Source organism: Bradyrhizobium sp. KZN70725 (genome assembly GCF_055264925.1).
The window spans coordinates 25,224-42,434 of record NZ_JBUYWT010000013.1; the positions used below are offsets into that span (position 1 = coordinate 25,224).

Below are 17,211 nucleotides of genomic sequence, written 5' to 3' on the forward strand. Positions count from 1 at the left end.
GGCGTTCTCCATCGCGTCGATCGAATCGGCGCGTCCGAGATGTAGGACGGGGTTTGTGGCGCAAGGAGTGGGGGCCAGAATTAAATTTATGTATGCGACAATACGACCGGCGGATTCCTATGAGCCTTGTCAGGCCAGTGTAACTTTATTCAGGGCCAGCAGCGCGGGGAAATCGACGCCTGCCAGATAGGCATGTTCGGTCTCGCGCTGCGTCGTCAGCGGGTCGAGGCTCTTCAGCGTTTCGTCGACGAAACCGGGATGGCACATCACGAGTCCGTCCTCGGGCATGCCGTCGAGGAAGCCCTGCATCAGCGCCGCGAAATCATTGCCGCGCGTAAAATCATAGGCGCCGGCGAAGGCCGGATTGAACCGCAGGCCTGCTCGCTGCGCCTTGATCCGGAACTGCGTGCTGAGCACGTTCAGCACCAGCGCTTTCGGCGCCGCCAGCTGGCGCGCCAGCGGGCCTTCGCGGCCGCACTGCCGCACCCAGGCGCCCGGCGCGCGCTCCTTCACGGCGCGCAGGAAGCCGTCGCGCACCTGCGGGAACAGCTGCGCGTGCTGATGACCGTCGACGAAGTCGGGTGCGCGGCCGAACAGATCATGGAAGGCGTCGAGCTGCGCCAGCACCTCGGCATGGACCAGTTCGGCGTCGAGCCGATGCATCAGCCCGGCGCGCAGCAGCCGCGGGAAGGGCAGGAACATGTCGCTGTCGAGCGGGCGGAAATGCATCGTCAGCGGCCGGAACGGCGCGGTCAGCGTCACATGCAGCCCGATCGCGCAGCGCGGGCTGTTCGCCACCGACGCCGTGAGTGCGCTGGCCGCATCGCGGCCGATCGCCGGCGTCACCGTCATCACCGACGTCGCATTGAGGCGGCCGCGCTCGATCAGGTCGCGGATCGCGCGGTTGACGCCGTCGCTCAAGCCATAATCGTCAGCACACAGCCAGATCCGGCGCGGCGTATCGGTGTTCATTCCGCGGCGGTCCGCTCGGAGGCATTTTGCGCCGCGCCGCCGTCGGCGTGCTTCTCGGTGTGCTCGGCGACGAAGTAGATCGGCCGCGCCTTCAGCTCGGAGAGGATCTTGCCGATATATTCGCCGACGATGCCGATCATGATCAGCTGCACGCCGCCGATCGTCATCATGCCGATCATCAGCGACGGATAGCCGGGGACCTGCTTGCCGGTGGTCAGCACTTCCCACAGGATCGAGAGGCCGAACAGGAACGCCACGCCGGCGAGCAGCGCGCCGAGCAGGCTTGCGAAGCGCAGCGGCGCCACCGAGAACGAGGTCAGGCCCTCGATCGACAGACCGATCAGCCGGCCGGCATTGAAGGTGGTGACGCCATGCGCGCGCGGCGCCGGCTCGTAGTCGACGCGGATCTGCCGGAAGCCGATCCAGCTGGCGAGGCCCTTGAAGAAGCGGTTGCGCTCCGGCAATTGCCGCAGCGCCGCGGCCGCGCGCGGCGACAGCAGACGGAAGTCGCCGGCATCCTCCGGGATCTGCTGCCGGGCGCCCCAGTTGATCAGCGCGTAGAAGCCGCGCACGGCCAGCCGCCGCGCGGCCGATTCATTGTCGCGATGCGCCTTCGCCGTGTAGACCACGTCATAGCCGTCATCGATCCAGTGCGCGACCAGTTGCTCCACCAGCGTCGGCGGATGCTGGCCGTCGCCATCCATGAACAGCACCGCGCCGCGGCGGGCGTGGTCGAGGCCGGCCATCAGCGCCGCCTCCTTGCCGAAATTGCGCGACAGCGACACCACCTGCAGGTCGAGCCCGTCGGCGGGCAGGCCGCGCGCGATCATCAGCGTGTTGTCCGCGCTGCCGTCATCGACATAGATCACCTCGCAGGCGAGGCCATAGCGGGCGCGCAGCGTCTTGGCGAGGTTGATCAGCCGCTCATGCAACGCAGCAAGCCCGGCCGCCTCGTTGTAGACGGGCACGACGATCGACAGACCCTGCCCGGCGGCGGTCTTGGCGGTCGTGGTCAGGCTGGAAACGTCAGAGCCCAGCATCATCGGTCAGGTTCCAGAACTAGAGCGTTTTCGAGCGAAATGGCCTTCCGCCTCGCACGAAGACACCGCGTCAAAACGAGAGATCCCTCGAACACAATATGGTACCGCAGGGTAGCTGTCGCCAACATGAACGGCGTGGCCGCCTCATTGTCGCAGGAACGCCTCGAGCCTGGCGAACAGCGGGTTCTCGCGGTCGAACACATAGTCCAGCGACACCACCGACACGGTTTCGGCGCCGTGCTCGCGCAGGAAGCTGCCGAGCGCGTAGAGCTTGCCCGGTGGGCAGTGCAGCGTAAGCATGCCCGACGAGGTCGGGCCGCCGAACGGGGTGACCACGCCGAAACGGTTACGCGCCTCGGAGAGCAGCGCATCGTTGCAGCCGGCGAAGCGGGTGCGGACCTCGCGATACTTGCTGGCGCGGGCGCGCGCAGCGATATGGTCGAGGATCACGCGCGCGGTCTCGCGGGCGCCCTTCGACCAGTCGGCATCCTTGGACGCCACCAGATTGGCCTGGCTGCGCAGCATGACGCCGTCGTCGAGCACCTTGAGCCCGTTGGCGGCAAGCGTCGCCCCGGTGGTCGTGATATCGACGATCAGCTCGGCGGTTCCGGCGGCGGGCGCGCCCTCGGTGGCGCCGGCGCTCTCGACGATGCGGTAGTCGCCGACGCCGTGTTTGGCAAAGAAGCCGCGCGTCAGATTGATGTATTTGGTCGCCACCCGCATGCGGTGATTGTGCTGCTCGCGGAAGCCCGATGCGACGTCGTCGAGATCGGCCATGGTGCGGACGTCGATCCAGGCCTGCGGCACCGCGACCACGACATTGGCAAAGCCGAAGCCGAGGCCTTCGATCATCAGCACGCGCTTGTCGGCATCGGGAATGCTCTCGCGCACCAGGTCCTCGCCGGTGACACCGAGATGCACTGAGCCGCGAGCCAGATTGGCCGCGATCTCGCTCGCCGAGAGATAGGCGATCTCGACATTGTCGACGCCGGCGATGGTGCCGCGATAGTCGCGGGCGCCGCCGGCCTTCGACAAGGTCAGCCCGGCGCGGGCGAAGAAGCTTTCGGCGTTTTCCTGCAGCCGCCCCTTGGAGGGCACGGCGACGACGAAGGGCGTGCTCATTGGGCGGCTCCGAAGGAGGTGGCCTGGCCATGCCGGGTCATCGCCTCGATCCAGACCGAGAAGCCGACCGCGGGGATCGGAGCCGCCGAGCCGAGCTGCGTCATCAGCCCGTCATAGCGCCCGCCGGCGACCAGCGGTTCGGCGCCGTTGCCCTTGGCGTGCAGCTCGAACTCGAAGCCGGTGTAATAGTCGAGGCCGCGGCCGAAGGCGGTGGAGAACCGGGTCTTTCGGATGTCGATGCCGCGCGCGGCCATGAAGCCGATCCGGCTCTCGAGCTGGTCGATCGCAGCGGCAAGGTTCAGCTTGGCCTCGCCAGCCAGCGCGCGCAATTGCGCGACCGCGTCGTCGGGATCGCCCGCAATCGCCAGGAAGCGCTTGATGGTCGCGACCGCATCGCGCGGCAGTGCGCCGCCCTTCAGCGTCGATTGCTCGAGGAAACGGTCGGCGATCTCGGCCACCGTGCGGCCGCCTACATTGGTGGTGCCGGCGATCGACATCAGATCGGTGACCAGCGCCAGCGCCGCCTTGCGGTCGGAGCCGGCCAGCGCGGCGAGCACGCCCTCATATTCGTTGCGGCCCGGCGCGGTCTTGAGCGTCAGCTGCTCGATGTCGTCGGTCAGCGAGACCTTGCGGTTGAAGTCCTTGATCAGCCGGCGCCGCCACACCGGATAGAGGTCGAGCGCATCGATCAGCGCGTTGAACAGCGCGACGTCGCCGGTGCGGATCTCGACGTCCTTCAACCCGAACGCCGTGGTCGCCTCCAGCGCCAGCGCCAGCATCTCGGCGTCGGCCGCGGCGCGATCCTGCCGCCCGAACGATTCGATGCCGGCCTGCAGGAACTGGCTCGGCGCACCGCCGCGATAGCGGAACACGGGGCCGAGATAGCTGAAGCCGGCCGGCTGGCCCGCGCGGGCGGAGGCGAGGTAATCGCGTGCCACCGGGATCGTGAGGTCCGGGCGCAGGCAGAGCTCCTCGCCGCTCGGGTCGGTCGTCAGGTAAAGGCTCTTGCGGATGTCCTCGCCGGAGAGATCGAGGAACGGCTCGGCCGGCTGCAGGATCGCGGGCTCGGACCTCTGATAGCCGGCCTGCGCGAACGAGGCCAGCAGCGCATCCGCCCAAACGGCGGATCCGGCGGCGGATCGTGGTGCGGCAGCTTCGGTCATCTCGACGTCCAATTCGCTCCGAAATCGCGTTCCAGAGCGGGTTCCATGAGTGGTGTTTGCGGAGCCCTTAGCACGGTCGGCCCATGCTTTCGACAGGGATCGGCCAAGTGGCTTAATGATTGGGTTCGTTAACGATTTTGCGACGACTTGGCTAGGGGCAGATGTTTGTCCTCGGCTTTCATCGGGCAAACGAGCTGCAGGTTCCGTCATCCCGGCGCAAAGGCTTCGCCTTTGTCGCTGGAGGCGCGAGCGCAGCGAGCCTCGAAGGATCGACGGCCACCAGCCGGGCTGTGCATCCTTCGAGGCTCGCCGAAGAGGCTCGCACCTCAGGATGACGGGGAGGGAGTGCGTGGCCCATTTCCTCGCCAGTCCCCCAGTGCCGCCTGTACCAGCGCCAGCGCGGCGACCGCGGCGGTGTCGGCGCGCAGGATGCGCGGGCCGAGGGCGAGGCGGAGGATGGCGGGCTGGCGCAGCAGCAGCGCGCGCTCCTCCTCGGCAAAGCCGCCTTCCGGGCCGATCAGGACATCGATCCCGGCGTTCGCAGCCGATGCCGCCGCCAGCGCCTGCACCGGGCTTTCGACCTCGGCCGCCTCGTCGCAGAACACCAGCAGCCGCGCCGGGTCGCGGCCCGCCAGGAAACGTTCGAGGGGCAGGGGGTCGGCGACTTCGGCGAGCGAGATGATCCCGCATTGCTCGGCCGCCTCGACCACATTGGCGCGCATCCGCTCGCCGTTGACCCGCGACACCTGGGTGAAGCGTGTCAGCACCGGCACCAGCCGCGCGGCGCCCATCTCGACCGCCTTCTGCACCATGTAGTCGAGCCGCGCATGCTTCAGCGGCGCGAACACATAGGTGACGTCGGGCAGGCGGTCCTGCGCGCGGGTCTGTGCCGCGACCGTCAGCATGTCGGCCCGCTTGCGGCCGGAAATCTCGGCGCGCCATTCGCCGTCACGCCCGTTGAACACCAGCACGCTGTCGCCGGCGCCGAGCCGCAGCACGTTGCCGAGATAGTTGCTCTGATCGCGTTCGAGCGGAACGGTTGCGCCGGCGCCGAGCGGGGCGTCGACAAACAGGCGGGGGCTGCGGAAATCGAGTTCAGGCATATCCGAGGCGGCTTCAGGGCGGTGTGGCCAGTTTACCAAACTGCGCGACACCGTAATCCCGCGGACTCCTCAGGAACTCGCCAGCCAGGTAATATTGAGCGTCGATATATTGCTTCTGTCACCAAGTCATTTCTTTAGTCCAAGGGGCCGCTTGCACGCGGTCCCTTTTGCTGTTCGGTCGCCCGCGGCGTCGGCCCATGAATCCAAACCGGGGCCTTACCGAAAATCCTGTTCAGGCAAATTTGATGGTCCATTTTACCGCCGTTCGTAGCCTAAAGGCTTAGAATCGGGGAACAATTTAATATGGCCGGTGTGGCCCTACGCCGCGCTGTCGCCCAAATCCACGGGTTGTTAAGGCCTCACAGGAATCGTAAAACGCCCCCAAAATTCGTTGCTTCGTTTTTGTTGCGCTGGGGTTGCCTGGACCTTTTGCCGGAGAAACACCCTCGATGATCCGCCGTCTGATCGTGCTGACCGTTGCCGCGACCGCCCTGTCCGTGGGGCAAGCCGCTGCGCAGAGCGCCTTTCCGGCCCCGTTGCCCAATCAGGCCGGTAAGGCCGGCACCGCGTCCGACCCCGCGTTTCCGCCGGTCAATGGCATGCGTCCAAGCCAGGCCGGAACCGCCTCGGATTCCGCATTCCCGCCGGTCAACGGCGCGCTGGCGGCCAGGGTCGGTGCCACGCCGTCGGCATTTCCGAGCAGTGGCGCGGCCCCCATCGCCGGCGGCGGGCTGTCGTCGCCGCCCCCGCCGGGTGCGGGTGGTGGTGGTGCCGCCGACGCCTGCATGAAGAATTTCACGCCGCTGCGCGAGGATGCGGAGAAGCGCGGCAAGGCGATCAAGGCGGCGAGCGATCGCCACGCCAGCCCCCAGGAGGCCTGCAAGCTGATCGGCAATTACAGCCAGGCCGAGATCAAGATGATCAAATATGTCGACACCAACGCACAGAAGTGCGGAATTCCGCCGCAGATCGCCGACCAGCTCAAGGCCGGACACAAGAATACCGAAGCGCTGCTGAAGAAGGTCTGCAATGTCGCGGAGCAGGCGGCGGCGCAGCCGCGTGGGCCAGCGGGGCCGAGCTTGAGCGACGTACTCGGTTCGTCCGCCTCGCTGCCGGAAGCGACGCCGACCAAGAAGGGCGGCAGCACCTTCGATACGCTGAACGGCAACGTCCTCACCCGTTGAGGGATCACCCATGAGCGATGTCTCCACCCGCGTTGCCGACTCCACAGGCAACTGGGTGGATACCCATGCGCCGGTCTGGACGCGGCCCTATCTGCGGCTTGCGCGCTACGACCGGCCGATCGGCTCCTGGCTATTGTTGATGCCGTGCTGGTGGTCGGCGGCGCTTGCCGCCGGCGTCGCGCATGATGTGCGTTCGCTGCCGCTCGTGGTCCTGCTGTTTTTCATCGGCGCCTTTGTGATGCGCGGTGCCGGCTGCACCTGGAACGACATCACCGATCGCGATCTCGACGCCAAGGTCGAACGCACGCGGTCGCGGCCGATCCCGGCCGGCCAGGTCACGGTGACGCAGGCGGTGGTCTTCATGGTCCTGCAGGCGCTGATCGGGCTTCTCGTGCTGCTGCAGTTCAACCGCTTCGCGGTGATGACCGGCATCGCCTCGCTTCTGATCGTCGCGATCTACCCGTTCATGAAGCGGATCACCTGGTGGCCGCAGGTCGTGCTCGGCCTTGCCTTCTCCTATGGCGCGCTGATGGGATTTGCGGTGACGCTCGAGCGCATCGATCTGGCCGCGATTGCGCTTTACGCCGGATCGATCGCCTGGGTGATCGCCTACGACACCATCTACGCCCATCAGGACGCCGAGGATGATGCGCTCATCGGCGTCAAATCCACCGCGCGCCTGTTCGGTGCACGCACCCATCGTGCGCTCGTGATCTTCTATGGTCTCGCCGTGCTCTTGATCGGCGTGGCGTTCGCACTCGCGGGGGCGCGCTGGCCGGCCTGGATCGGGCTGGCGGCGTTTGGGTTGCATCTCGCCTGGCAGGTCCGGCGGCTCGACATCAGCGATGGCGCGCTCTGCCTGCGCATCTTCAAGTCCAACCGCGACGCCGGCTTGATCCTGTTCGCGAGCCTCGTCGTCGACGCGGTGCTGCGCGCGGCGTGACGACTTCGCAGGATGGTGGAGCGAAGCGTACAAACCCATGATTCGGCGGCCGCGCCACAAACTCGCCGTCGTCCCGGCGAAGGCCGGGACCCATAACCACCAATGCTTCTTGTTTGCGACGCTGGAACGACGAGTCCCGTCAACAACATCTGCTGCGGCGTATGGGTCCCGGCCTTCGCCGGGACGACACCGATTGTGAGGCAAATGGAGCGAGACGGTCAGATCAATCCCGCGCGATGATCTCGCGTTCGCCGCGATGTACGCTGGTGCCGTTGAGGCTGACGCCGGCGCGGCGGCGGACCAGGAATTTCGGTCTCCGCGCGCGGATCGCGTTGCGGCGACGGCGGCGCGGGGAGGGCGTCCGCGGCGCAGGCTCGGTCAGTTGCGGGAGACGGAAGATGTCGCTCCACATCTGCCAGGCGGAGCTGATCTCCTCGGCATCCGAACTGGAGCCGAGCGGAATGCTGAGCGCGGGATCGCGGTGAACAAGCACCAGCATCTGCGCGTCGTCGATGCCGCGCACCGCGACGCCGAGAAAGTCGCTGACGCGAACATTGACCGCCATCCGCATGCCGAGAACGGCACGGCGCAGCACGACGTGTTCGCGATGAAGCTCGACCTGCCGCATGCCGCCATCCGCGCGCGCGTCCTGCGCGTGGAAGCTGAGCGGAAGGGAAAGAGGGTCGAGCCGCAACGCGCAGCTCGACCCGGCGGAATTGATTCCGCTTGTTGGTGTTTGACGCCTCAAAGCTCTGTCTCCCCGCCGGGATTTTGTTCCCGGTCGTTGGGTGAGAGCCTAGCCGAGCGATGTCCGTTCCCCCTTAAAAAGCCTGGTTAACCCCTCCTCACCTCGTGCCATGATTGACAAGAGGTTGGCCCGCATGATTGACGAAGCCTTGCCCCGATCACTCAAATCTTTGTTGCCTGCCGGCGCAAAGTGCTTGAAATCCCTGTGAAACCGGCACATCTGGTGGGTCTGTCGACCTCGTTCCGGGCCCCCCTCAATCCGCAGGAATTCGTTCGTGAACTCTTCACCATCTGCATCGCGACACGGCGATAGCTCCGATCTGTTCGACCAATCGGGCCTGAGCGACCTTGCACAGCGCCTGGTCGATGCCGCAAAGCGCGCGGGCGCCGATGCGGCCGATGCCATCGCGGTGCGCGGCGTCTCGCAGGGCGTCGAGGTGCGCGACGGCCGCGTCGAGGAAACCGAGCGCTCCGAAGGCGATGACGTCGGCCTGCGGGTGTTCGTCGGCCACCGCCAGGCGGTGGTGTCGACCAATGACGTCAGCGGCGACGGGGTCGCCAAGCTTGCCGAGCGTGCCGTCGCGATGGCGCGCGTGGCGCCGGACGACAAATATGTCGGTCTCGCCGATCCGGCGCTCCACGCCCACGATTTCCCCGACCTCGATCTGCTCGATCGCAAGGTTCCGAGCACGGCCGAACTCGAGCAGCGCGCGATCGAAGCAGAGGCTGCGGCGCTCGCGGTCAAGGGTGTCACCAAGTCCGGCGGCGCGTCGGTCTCGACCGGGATCGGCGGCATGGTGCTGGTGACGTCGACCGGCTTCCACGGTTCTTATCTGCGCTCCAGCCACGGCATCTCGACGACGGCGATTTCCGGTGAGGGCACCGGCATGGAGCGCGACTACGATTTCACCAGCGCGCCGCATGCCTCCGATCTCGATTCACCTGCTTCCGTTGGCCGCAAGGCCGGCGAGCGCGCGGTGGCGCGGGGCAATCCGCGCAAGGTCGAGACCTGCAAGGTGCCGGTGGTGTTCGATCCGCGGGTCGCCGGCTCGATCGTCGGCCATCTCGTCGGCGCCATCAACGGCGCCTCGATCGCGCGCAAGACCAGCTTCCTGAAGGACAAGCTCGGCGAGCAACTGTTCTCGAAAGATATCCGCATCATCGACGATCCGTTGCGGGTGCGCGGCCTGCGCTCGCAGACCTTCGACGCCGAGGGCGTCAGGGTGAAGAAGACCGCGCTGATCGATGCGGGCGTGCTCACCACCTGGGTGCTGGATTCGGCGACCGCGCGAGAGCTCGGGCTTGTTACGACCGGTCATGCGCATCGCGGCGTGTCGTCCTCGCCGTCTCCCGGAACGTATAATCTGCATCTCGAGCCGGGTGCGGTGACGCCGAAGGAGCTGATCTCCGACATCAAGCAGGGCTTCTATGTCACCGACCTGATCGGCTCCGGCGTCAACGGCGTGACCGGCGATTACAGCCGCGGCGCGTCCGGCTTCTGGATCGAGAACGGCGAGATCACCTATCCGGTCAGCGAAGTGACCATCGCCGGCCATCTGCTGCCGATGTTCAAGTCGCTGGTCGCCGCCAACGATCTGGAATTCCGCTACGGCGTCAATTCGCCGACGCTGCGCATCGAGGGCCTGACGCTTGGCGGACGCTGATACGGACGACTGGACCAAGGCGCGCGATGCCGCCTTGCTGACCAGATCGGTGCAGGAAGCGGGCCGGCTCGCATCGTCACTGTTCCGCACCGAATTGAAGAACTGGATCAAGGGCGCGTCCTCGCCGGTCTCCGAGGCCGACATCGCGGTCAACGACCTGTTGGAGCAGCAGCTGCGTTCGGCAACGCCCGGCTATGGCTGGCTGTCGGAAGAGAGCGCCGACAACGACACCCGCCTCGGCAGGCGCTTCACCTGGATCGTCGATCCGATCGACGGCACCCGCGCCTATCTCGCCGGCCGCGAGGACTGGTGCGTCAGTGTGGCGCTGGTTGAAAATGCATCTCCGGTGCTCGCGGCGGTGTATGCGCCGGTCAGCGAGGAATTCTTCTTCGCCGCCCGTGGACAGGGCGCCACCCTGAACGACGGCGCGGTGCATGCAACCGCAGGCACCGATTTCAACTTTCCGCGGATGGCGGGACCGAAGCCGCTGGTGCAGCGGCTCAGCCCGACGCCGGACGAGATCACGCTCTATCCGCGCATCGGATCGCTGGCGCTGCGGTTGTGCCGTGTAGCACAAGGTCGACTTGACGCGGCCTTTGCGGGCGGGCAAAGCCGCGACTGGGATCTTGCCGCCGCGAATTTGATCGTGCAGGAAGCGGGTGGTAAGATGACCGCGCTCTCGGGGGACGCGATTGAGTACAATCGCCGGGAGGTGACGCATGGGGTGCTGGTGGCAGCAGGACGCGAACGTCATGCACGCATTGTCGAGCATTTTCGCAGCCGTCCTTTGCCGTGAGGCCTCGCCGATCCACGCCGCTTTCCGATTGTGACGACCAGACCTGTTGCGACAGCCTTGTGACGACTAGCCTTGTGACGACCAGACCTGTGACGACCACGACTTCATTTGTTTGCCGGGCATCTCGTTAGGAAAAGCACCATCATGTCAGACAATGCCCAGCCCCAGCTGCTTCACCTCGTGATCGGCGGCGAGTTGACCGATCTCGAGCACAACACCTTCAAGAATCTGGACGAAGTCGAGATCGTCGGCGTCTACCCGAACTATGCGACCGCCTATGCGGCCTGGAAGGCGAAGGCGCAGCAGACCGTGGACAACGCCCAGATGCGCTACTTCGTCGTTCACCTCCACCGGTTGCTCGATCCTGAGCAGGACACAAAGCATTCCCATTGAAACGACTTTTTCGCGATCTGCTGCGCAGCGGCTTCGTGCAGCGCGCGCTGGGTGTGCTTGCGGCCGAGTATCTGCGGCTGGTGTGGTACACCAACCGCTTCAGCTACCAGCCGCATGACGTGTACGGGATCGTCGAGCCCCTGATGCCGGCGATCTTCGTGTTCTGGCACGGCCAGCACTTCATGACGCCGTTCATCAAGACCAAGGAGAGCTACCGCGCCAAGGTCCTGATCTCCCGCCACCGCGACGGCGAGTTCAACGCCCTCGCGGTGGAGCGGCTCGGCATCGGCACCATCAGAGGTTCCGGCGATCATTCCGGCGCGTTCCATCGCAAGGGCGGCGTCGGCGCCTTCCTGGAGATGGTTCGGGCGCTGGAAGACGGCTGCAACATGGCCACCACCGCCGACGTGCCGAAGCGGGCGCGGGTGGCGGGCCTCGGGGCCATCATGCTGGCGCGGGAGACCGGCCGGCCGATCATCCCCTTTGCGATGGTCACCAGCCGATTCATCCGGTTGAAAAACTGGGATTCGACCACCATCAATTTGCCATTCGGGCGCGGCGCAGTGGTAGGTATTGAGCCGGTCTATGTGCCGCCCGACGCCGACGCCGCGACGATGGAAAAGCTTCGGCAGCACGTGGAGGAACTTCTCAACGAAGCGACCCGACGTGCCTATGCAGCGGTCGGGCGGCCGGAGGCAGCGCTTGGCTAGCTCGCTACCGATGACGTTGCGTGTGTACCGCAAGCTGTCGTCCGCGATGGTGCCGCTCGCGCCTGCCCTGATCAAGCGGCGGCTCAAGCTCGGCAAGGAAGATCCCGAACGTGTCGGCGAGCGGCGCGGCGTGAGCGCCGATACCAGGCCGCAGGGCCCGCTGGTATGGATTCACGGCGCCAGCGTCGGCGAGGTGCTGGCAGCGGCCGGCCTGATCGAGCGGCTGCGCGCGCTCAATTTGCGCATCCTGCTCACCTCGGGCACGGTGACCTCGGCCGCGATCGTCGCCAAGCGCTTCCCGCCCGACGTCATCCATCAATACGTGCCGTACGACTCGCCGCGTTATGTGACGCGCTTCCTCGATCACTGGCATCCGTCGCTGGCGCTGTTCATCGAATCCGATTTGTGGCCGAATCTGATCCTGTCGAGCGCCGCGCGGCGGCTGCCGATGGTGCTGATCAATGGGCGAATGTCGCAGCGCTCTTTCCCGCGCTGGCGCCGGGTCTCCAACACCATCGGCGCGTTGCTCGGCCGGTTCGACATCTGCCTCGCGCAGTCGAACACCGACGCCGAACGCTTTGCCGCGCTCGGCAGCCACAACGTCGTCGTCACCGGCAACCTCAAGCTCGACGTCGCGGCGCCGCCGGCCGATCCGGCCAAGCTGGAGCGGTTGATGTCGGTGACCCGCGGCCGTGCCATCGTGGTTGCGGCGTCGACCCATCCCGGCGAGGAAGAGATCCTGATCGAGGCGCACAAGTCGCTCGCGGGATTCTTCCCCGGCCTGCTCACAGTCATCGTGCCGCGGCATGCCGCGCGCGGCGAGGCGGTGGCGCGGCTGGTGACGGAGGCCGGCCTGCGCCCCGGCCTGCGCTCGCATGAGGATCTGCCGGTCGCGACAACAGATATCTACGTCGCCGATACGATGGGCGAGCTCGGCCTGTTCTATCGCCTCGCGCCGATCGTGTTCATGGGCGGCTCGCTGGTTGCGCATGGCGGCCAGAATCCGATCGAGGCGATCAAGCTTGGCGCGGCGATCGTGCACGGCCCGCACGTGTTCAACTTCACCGATGTCTATGAGGCGCTCGATCGCGCCGGCGGCGCGCGCCGCGCCGATGATCGGGAAGCGCTGGTCAAGCAGCTCGGCCAGTTCCTTGCGGATTCCACAGCCCGCGACAATTCGCTGGCGGCCTCCGAGCGCGTCGTCGAACAGCTCGGTGGCGCGCTGGAGCGCACGGTGACCGCTCTCGAGCCCTATCTGTTGCAGTTGCGGCTCGAGATGGGAGCCGCCAATGCGTGAGCCGGCCTTCTGGCACCGGCCGTCGTCTTGCCTATCGCAACTGCTCCAACCGCTCGCCGCGCCTTACGGCGCGGTCGCCGCACGGCGGATGCGGCAATCCGGCGTCGATGCCGGCATTCCCGTGGTCTGCGTCGGCAATTACCATGTCGGCGGCGCCGGCAAGACGCCGACGGTGCTGGCGCTGGCAAGATTGCTGCGTGAGCTCGACGAGCGGCCGGTGGTGCTCAGCCGCGGCTATGGCGGCAGGCTCGGCGGCCCGGTCAAGGTCGATCGCCACAGCCACACGGCGGCCGATGTCGGCGACGAGCCGCTGATGATGGCGACGAGCTTGCCGGTCGTGGTGTCGCGCGACCGTGCCGCGGGCCTGGCGCTGGCGCGCGCGCAGGATGCCAGCGTGATCCTGATGGATGACGGCTTCCAGAATCCGAGCGTGCTCAAGGATGTCTGCCTGATCGTGATCGACGGCACGCGCGGCGTCGGCAACGGCCGTGTGATTCCTGCGGGACCGCTGCGCGCGCCGCTGGTGCCGCAGCTGGAACGGACCGACGCGCTGATCGTGGTCGGCGAGGGGAGCGCGGCGCAAAGGATTGCGGCCGATCTCGCGTCCCGCGGCAAGCCGGTGCTGTCGGCGCATCTGAAGCCGGACCAGGCTTCGCTGGCGGCGCTGAACGGAACACGTGCGCTCGCCTTTGCCGGCATCGGCGATCCCGCGCGCTTCTTCAACACATTGCTCTTAAGCGGCGTCGACGTCGTGCGCAGCAAGGCTTTCGCCGATCATCACGCCTTCACGAAGGAGGAGATCGAAGCGCTCGTTGCCGACGCGCGTCGCGAGGGACTGACGCTGGTGACGACGGAAAAGGATCTCGCTCGGTTGCGTGGTCCGGACGGGATGCCGGCCTGGGCACAGGCGATCGTGCCGTTCGCGGTGATGCTGCAATTCGATGATGGCGACGCGCTGCGGCGCCTGGTGGCCGATCAGCTGTTCACGGCGCGGGACAGGAGACGCTCCAAATGAACCCGGCCTTGAGCCTAGGCCTGCGGCTTGAGGACGCCAGGATGGTGGCGCTGCAGCACGGCGGTCGGGGTGGCGTAGGCTTCTTGCAGATCGACGCTCCAGTACTTCAGCTCGTCGAGCGGAATCCGGACGTCGGTGATGGCACAACGCACAAAGGTGCCGGGCGAGATCACGCGGAAATCGCCGTCGAGATATTGCACCTGCGCTTCGCCATGGCCCGAGGGACCGAACTTGTTCAGCACGATTGAGCTCTCCGCCTTGCCTCCAATGAGGCCATCTGGATGTCGATGAAACCGTCTATCACAGATAGGGTGTCATGTCCGCCCGTTAAACCACCGACTTGTGATGATTTGGCGGCGGAGGCGCATGGTAGCCTTGTAGGTGTGGTCCGCTGTGTTTGCAGCGCCATAACGAGCCGACCGGATCGGATGCGCCTCACGTCAGTTTTCATGTGCCTCGCCATGCTTGCCGTGCCGGCCGCGGCCGCGGCGCCGCTCCCGGACCCGCATCAGGTCGAGATCCCCGAAGGCAACGTCACGCTGCACGCGCAGCTCTACCGGCCCGATGGCGACGGCCCGTTCCCGGTCGTCATCGCGCTGCATGGCTGCGGCGGTCTCGCCGGCCGTTCCGAGCCGGTGCTGCCGCGCTATCGCGACTGGGCCGAGCAATTGCTGACGACCGGCCATGCGGTGCTGTTGCCGGACAGCTACGGCTCGCGCGCGCTCGGTCCGCAGTGCCGCATCAAAGAGCATCAGGTCCAGACCCGCCGTGCGCGGGTCGCCGACATCAACGCGGCGCGGCAGTGGCTGGTGCAGCAGAAATGGGTGGCGAAGGGCCGCATCAGCCTGATCGGCTGGGGCAACGGCGCCGCCGCTTTGCTGTGGGCGGTGCGGCCGCAGATGTGGTCACGCAACGTCGAGCCGGACTTTCGCTCGGCGGTCGCATTCTATCCGGATTGCCGCGCCTCGTTCGGCCTCGGCTGGAGCGCGCGGGTGCCGACGCTGGTCCTGATCGGCGCGCGCGACGACGTGACATCGTCATCGGCCTGCCACCAGATGGTCGACGGCGCCCGCGGCCGCAGCGCGCTGGCGCGGATCGTGGTCTATCCCGAGGCCTATCACGACTTCGACCGGCCCAACCTGCCGCTGCACGCGGTCGCGGCCTCCGATGCCGAGATCGCCGAGCGCGGTCACGTCGGCACCGATACCGGCGCGCGCAAGGATGCGCAAAAGCAAGTCGCCGAGTGGCTGTCGCGCTAAGACAGCTGTTGCCGGGCTAGAACAAGCTGCCCTGATCGACCGGCTTGGTGACGCGCTTCGGCGCTGCCGGTTTCGCCTCGCGCGGCTGAGGCTTCGGCTGGCTCTCGGGCGCCACCGTTGCCGGGGGCTGATCGGCGTTCGCGGTGGCGGCGACGCGGCCATCGGCGAATTCGATCGACAGGCCGGCGTTCGGGCCGACCGCCGCGGCGGAGTGCAGGGCGTGGCCGTGCGCGTCGCGCACCAGCGCGAAGCCGCGCGCCAGCACGCCGCGATAGGACAGCGCCGACAACAGCTGGCCGCTATGGGCGACGCGCGCCTCGAGCCGCTGCATCGTCGTCACCAATGCGCGGCGGGCGCGCTCGGCCAGGCGGTGGGTGCGCTCGAGGTCGCGGGCGATGGCGTTGCGCTGGGCCTTGGCGTTGGCGAGCTTCGAGGCCTTGAGCCGGATCTCGAGTCCGCTGAAGCGCTCGCGGCGGCGATGCAGCAGCGCGCGCGCCGATAGCGTGATGCGCTCGCCGGATGCGGTGAGCCGCTGCCGCGCATGCGCGATCTGGCCGCGCAGCACGCCGATGGTGAGGCGCGAACTGCTGGCGGCAAAGCGGCGGAAATGCGCGTGCGTATTGGCCTTCAGCCCGCGCGGCAAACCTGCTGCGAGATGATCGAGCCGTTGCCGCGGGATCGCCAGCAGTTCGTGCGCCGCCGGCAGCGCCCGCGCCGCGGCGCGCAGCTCGTTGCGGCGCGCCTCCTGGGCACGCTGCCAGCACACCATGGTGCGGCGGGCGAGCGCCGCGACCTCGATGAACAGCTCGCTGCGCACCGGCACCGCCATTTCGGCGGCGGCGGTCGGCGTCGGCGCGCGCTTGTCGGCGACGAAGTCGATCAGCGTGATGTCGGTCTCATGGCCGACCGCGGAGATCAGCGGGATATGGCTCTCGGCCGCGGCGCGGACCACGATCTCCTCGTTGAACGACCACAGGTCCTCCAGCGAGCCGCCGCCGCGCGCGACGATCAACAGATCAGGCCGTGGAATCCTGCCGCCCTCCGGCAGCGCGTTGAAGCCGCGGATCGCGGCCGCCACCTGTTCCGCCGAGCCGTCGCCCTGCACCTTGACCGGCCAGACCAGCACGCGGCGGGGGAAGCGGTCCTCCAGCCGGTGCAGGATGTCGCGGATCACGGCGCCGGTCGGCGAGGTGACGACGCCGATCACCTCGGGCAGCCAGGGCAAAAGCTGCTTGCGGGCCTCGTCGAACAGGCCCTCGGCCGCGAGCTTCTTCTTGCGCTCCTCCATCAGCGCCATCAGCGCGCCGACGCCGGCGGGCTCCAGCGAATCGATGACGATCTGGTACTTCGAGGAGTTCGGATAGGTGGTCAGCTTGCCGGTGGCGATGACCTCGAGGCCCTCCTGCGGCTTGAAGCGCATCCGGGCATGGGCGAACTTCCAGATCACGGCCTCGATCTTGGCGCTCTCGTCCTTCAGCGCGAAATAGCAGTGGCCGGAGGAATGCGGGCCGCGAAAGCCCGAAATCTCGCCGCGGACACGGACATGGCCGAAGCGGTCCTCCACTGTCCGCTTCAGGGCGGAAGAGAGTTCCGAGACGGTGAATTCAGGCGCGTTGACGAGATTCGGAGCAGCGGTCATCTGATCTATAGAATCGGGGTTTTCGACCCCGTGTGCAAGGTCCGGACGCCGCGTTTCAGGCGTCGAATCACATATCCACATCTGATCGAACCGCGTGTTGCCGCGGTTCGGGAGCGTGCTAAACCGGACGAAATGGCGTTACAACCCCTCTGATCGGCGACACA

General features: G+C 66.8%; 17 protein-coding genes. 9 read left to right on the top strand and 8 right to left on the bottom strand.

Annotation, left to right across the window (positions count from 1 at the left end; all coding sequences use genetic code 11):
- Window positions 1-129: 129 nt before the first annotated feature.
- From ACZBJS_RS14835 to ACZBJS_RS14855, 5 genes are all read right to left on the bottom strand, one after another.
- Window positions 130-972: a ChbG/HpnK family deacetylase gene (locus ACZBJS_RS14835; protein ID WP_168856543.1), complete on the bottom strand. Its 843-nt coding sequence runs from the start codon at window positions 970-972 to the stop codon at window positions 130-132.
- The gene (locus ACZBJS_RS14840) at window positions 969-2,015 is read right to left on the bottom strand and encodes a glycosyltransferase family 2 protein (protein ID WP_316395501.1); all 1,047 of its coding nucleotides are present in this window, start codon (window positions 2,013-2,015) and stop codon (window positions 969-971) included. Before ACZBJS_RS14840 ends, ACZBJS_RS14835 begins: the two co-directional genes overlap by 4 nt.
- Window positions 2,016-2,156: 141 nt before the next feature.
- Window positions 2,157-3,134 (bottom strand): ATP phosphoribosyltransferase, encoded by a 978-nt coding sequence (gene hisG / locus ACZBJS_RS14845; RefSeq protein ID WP_316395502.1) that lies wholly within the window; start codon window positions 3,132-3,134, stop codon window positions 2,157-2,159.
- Window positions 3,131-4,297: an ATP phosphoribosyltransferase regulatory subunit gene (locus tag ACZBJS_RS14850; protein WP_316395503.1), complete on the bottom strand. Its 1,167-nt coding sequence runs from the start codon at window positions 4,295-4,297 to the stop codon at window positions 3,131-3,133. Before ACZBJS_RS14850 ends, hisG begins: the two co-directional genes overlap by 4 nt.
- 326 nt (window positions 4,298-4,623) lie before the next feature.
- Window positions 4,624-5,400 (bottom strand): 16S rRNA (uracil(1498)-N(3))-methyltransferase, encoded by a 777-nt coding sequence (locus tag ACZBJS_RS14855; protein ID WP_316395504.1) that lies wholly within the window; start codon window positions 5,398-5,400, stop codon window positions 4,624-4,626.
- 449 nt (window positions 5,401-5,849) lie between these two features.
- On the opposite strand from ACZBJS_RS14855, the gene ACZBJS_RS14860 reads away from it, so the two are divergent.
- Together ACZBJS_RS14860 and ubiA are read left to right on the top strand one after the other, a co-directional pair.
- Window positions 5,850-6,584, top strand: a complete 735-nt coding sequence (locus ACZBJS_RS14860; protein ID WP_316395505.1) for a hypothetical protein — start codon at window positions 5,850-5,852, stop codon at window positions 6,582-6,584.
- 10 nt (window positions 6,585-6,594) lie between these two features.
- On the top strand, window positions 6,595-7,527 hold the full coding sequence (gene ubiA / locus ACZBJS_RS14865; RefSeq protein ID WP_316395506.1) for a 4-hydroxybenzoate octaprenyltransferase: 933 nt from the start codon (window positions 6,595-6,597) through the stop codon (window positions 7,525-7,527).
- Window positions 7,528-7,750: 223 nt separating this feature from the next.
- On the opposite strand, the gene ACZBJS_RS14870 is transcribed toward ubiA, so the two are convergent.
- Window positions 7,751-8,275 carry a DUF6101 family protein gene (locus ACZBJS_RS14870; RefSeq protein ID WP_310879647.1) on the bottom strand — a complete coding sequence of 175 codons (525 nt, stop codon included), beginning with the start codon at window positions 8,273-8,275 and terminating at the stop codon, window positions 7,751-7,753.
- Between the two features lie 274 nt (window positions 8,276-8,549).
- Here ACZBJS_RS14870 and ACZBJS_RS14875 point away from each other — a divergent pair, with 274 nt between their 5' ends.
- From ACZBJS_RS14875 to lpxK, 6 genes are all read left to right on the top strand, one after another.
- Window positions 8,550-9,938 carry a TldD/PmbA family protein gene (locus tag ACZBJS_RS14875; protein ID WP_316395508.1) on the top strand — a complete coding sequence of 463 codons (1,389 nt, stop codon included), beginning with the start codon at window positions 8,550-8,552 and terminating at the stop codon, window positions 9,936-9,938.
- Complete coding sequence (locus ACZBJS_RS14880; RefSeq protein ID WP_225163891.1) at window positions 9,925-10,734, top strand: 3'(2'),5'-bisphosphate nucleotidase CysQ; 810 nt, start codon at window positions 9,925-9,927, stop codon at window positions 10,732-10,734. The genes ACZBJS_RS14875 and ACZBJS_RS14880 overlap by 14 nt, the downstream gene beginning before the upstream one ends.
- A 144-nt stretch (window positions 10,735-10,878) precedes the next feature.
- Window positions 10,879-11,127, top strand: a complete 249-nt coding sequence (locus ACZBJS_RS14885; RefSeq protein WP_016848023.1) for a DUF4170 domain-containing protein — start codon at window positions 10,879-10,881, stop codon at window positions 11,125-11,127.
- Entirely contained in the window at window positions 11,124-11,837 is a 714-nt protein-coding gene (locus tag ACZBJS_RS14890; protein WP_050384219.1) for a lysophospholipid acyltransferase family protein, read from the top strand. The genes ACZBJS_RS14885 and ACZBJS_RS14890 overlap by 4 nt, the downstream gene beginning before the upstream one ends.
- Window positions 11,800-13,134 (top strand): 3-deoxy-D-manno-octulosonic acid transferase, encoded by a 1,335-nt coding sequence (locus ACZBJS_RS14895; RefSeq protein WP_229192932.1) that lies wholly within the window; start codon window positions 11,800-11,802, stop codon window positions 13,132-13,134. The genes ACZBJS_RS14890 and ACZBJS_RS14895 overlap by 38 nt, the downstream gene beginning before the upstream one ends.
- Window positions 13,127-14,149 (top strand): tetraacyldisaccharide 4'-kinase, encoded by a 1,023-nt coding sequence (gene lpxK, locus ACZBJS_RS14900; protein ID WP_316395509.1) that lies wholly within the window; start codon window positions 13,127-13,129, stop codon window positions 14,147-14,149. The genes ACZBJS_RS14895 and lpxK overlap by 8 nt, the downstream gene beginning before the upstream one ends.
- A 14-nt stretch (window positions 14,150-14,163) precedes the next feature.
- On the opposite strand, the gene ACZBJS_RS14905 is transcribed toward lpxK, so the two are convergent.
- Entirely contained in the window at window positions 14,164-14,391 is a 228-nt protein-coding gene (locus ACZBJS_RS14905) for a DUF2093 domain-containing protein (protein ID WP_016848019.1), read from the bottom strand.
- 219 nt (window positions 14,392-14,610) lie between these two features.
- On the opposite strand from ACZBJS_RS14905, the gene ACZBJS_RS14910 reads away from it, so the two are divergent.
- Window positions 14,611-15,408, top strand: a complete 798-nt coding sequence (locus tag ACZBJS_RS14910) for a dienelactone hydrolase family protein (RefSeq protein ID WP_410469708.1) — start codon at window positions 14,611-14,613, stop codon at window positions 15,406-15,408.
- Between the two features lie 16 nt (window positions 15,409-15,424).
- Here the strand turns inward: ACZBJS_RS14910 and xseA are convergent, their stop codons facing one another.
- Complete coding sequence (gene xseA / locus ACZBJS_RS14915) at window positions 15,425-17,047, bottom strand: exodeoxyribonuclease VII large subunit (RefSeq protein ID WP_316395511.1); 1,623 nt, start codon at window positions 17,045-17,047, stop codon at window positions 15,425-15,427.
- Window positions 17,048-17,211 lie beyond the last annotated feature (164 nt).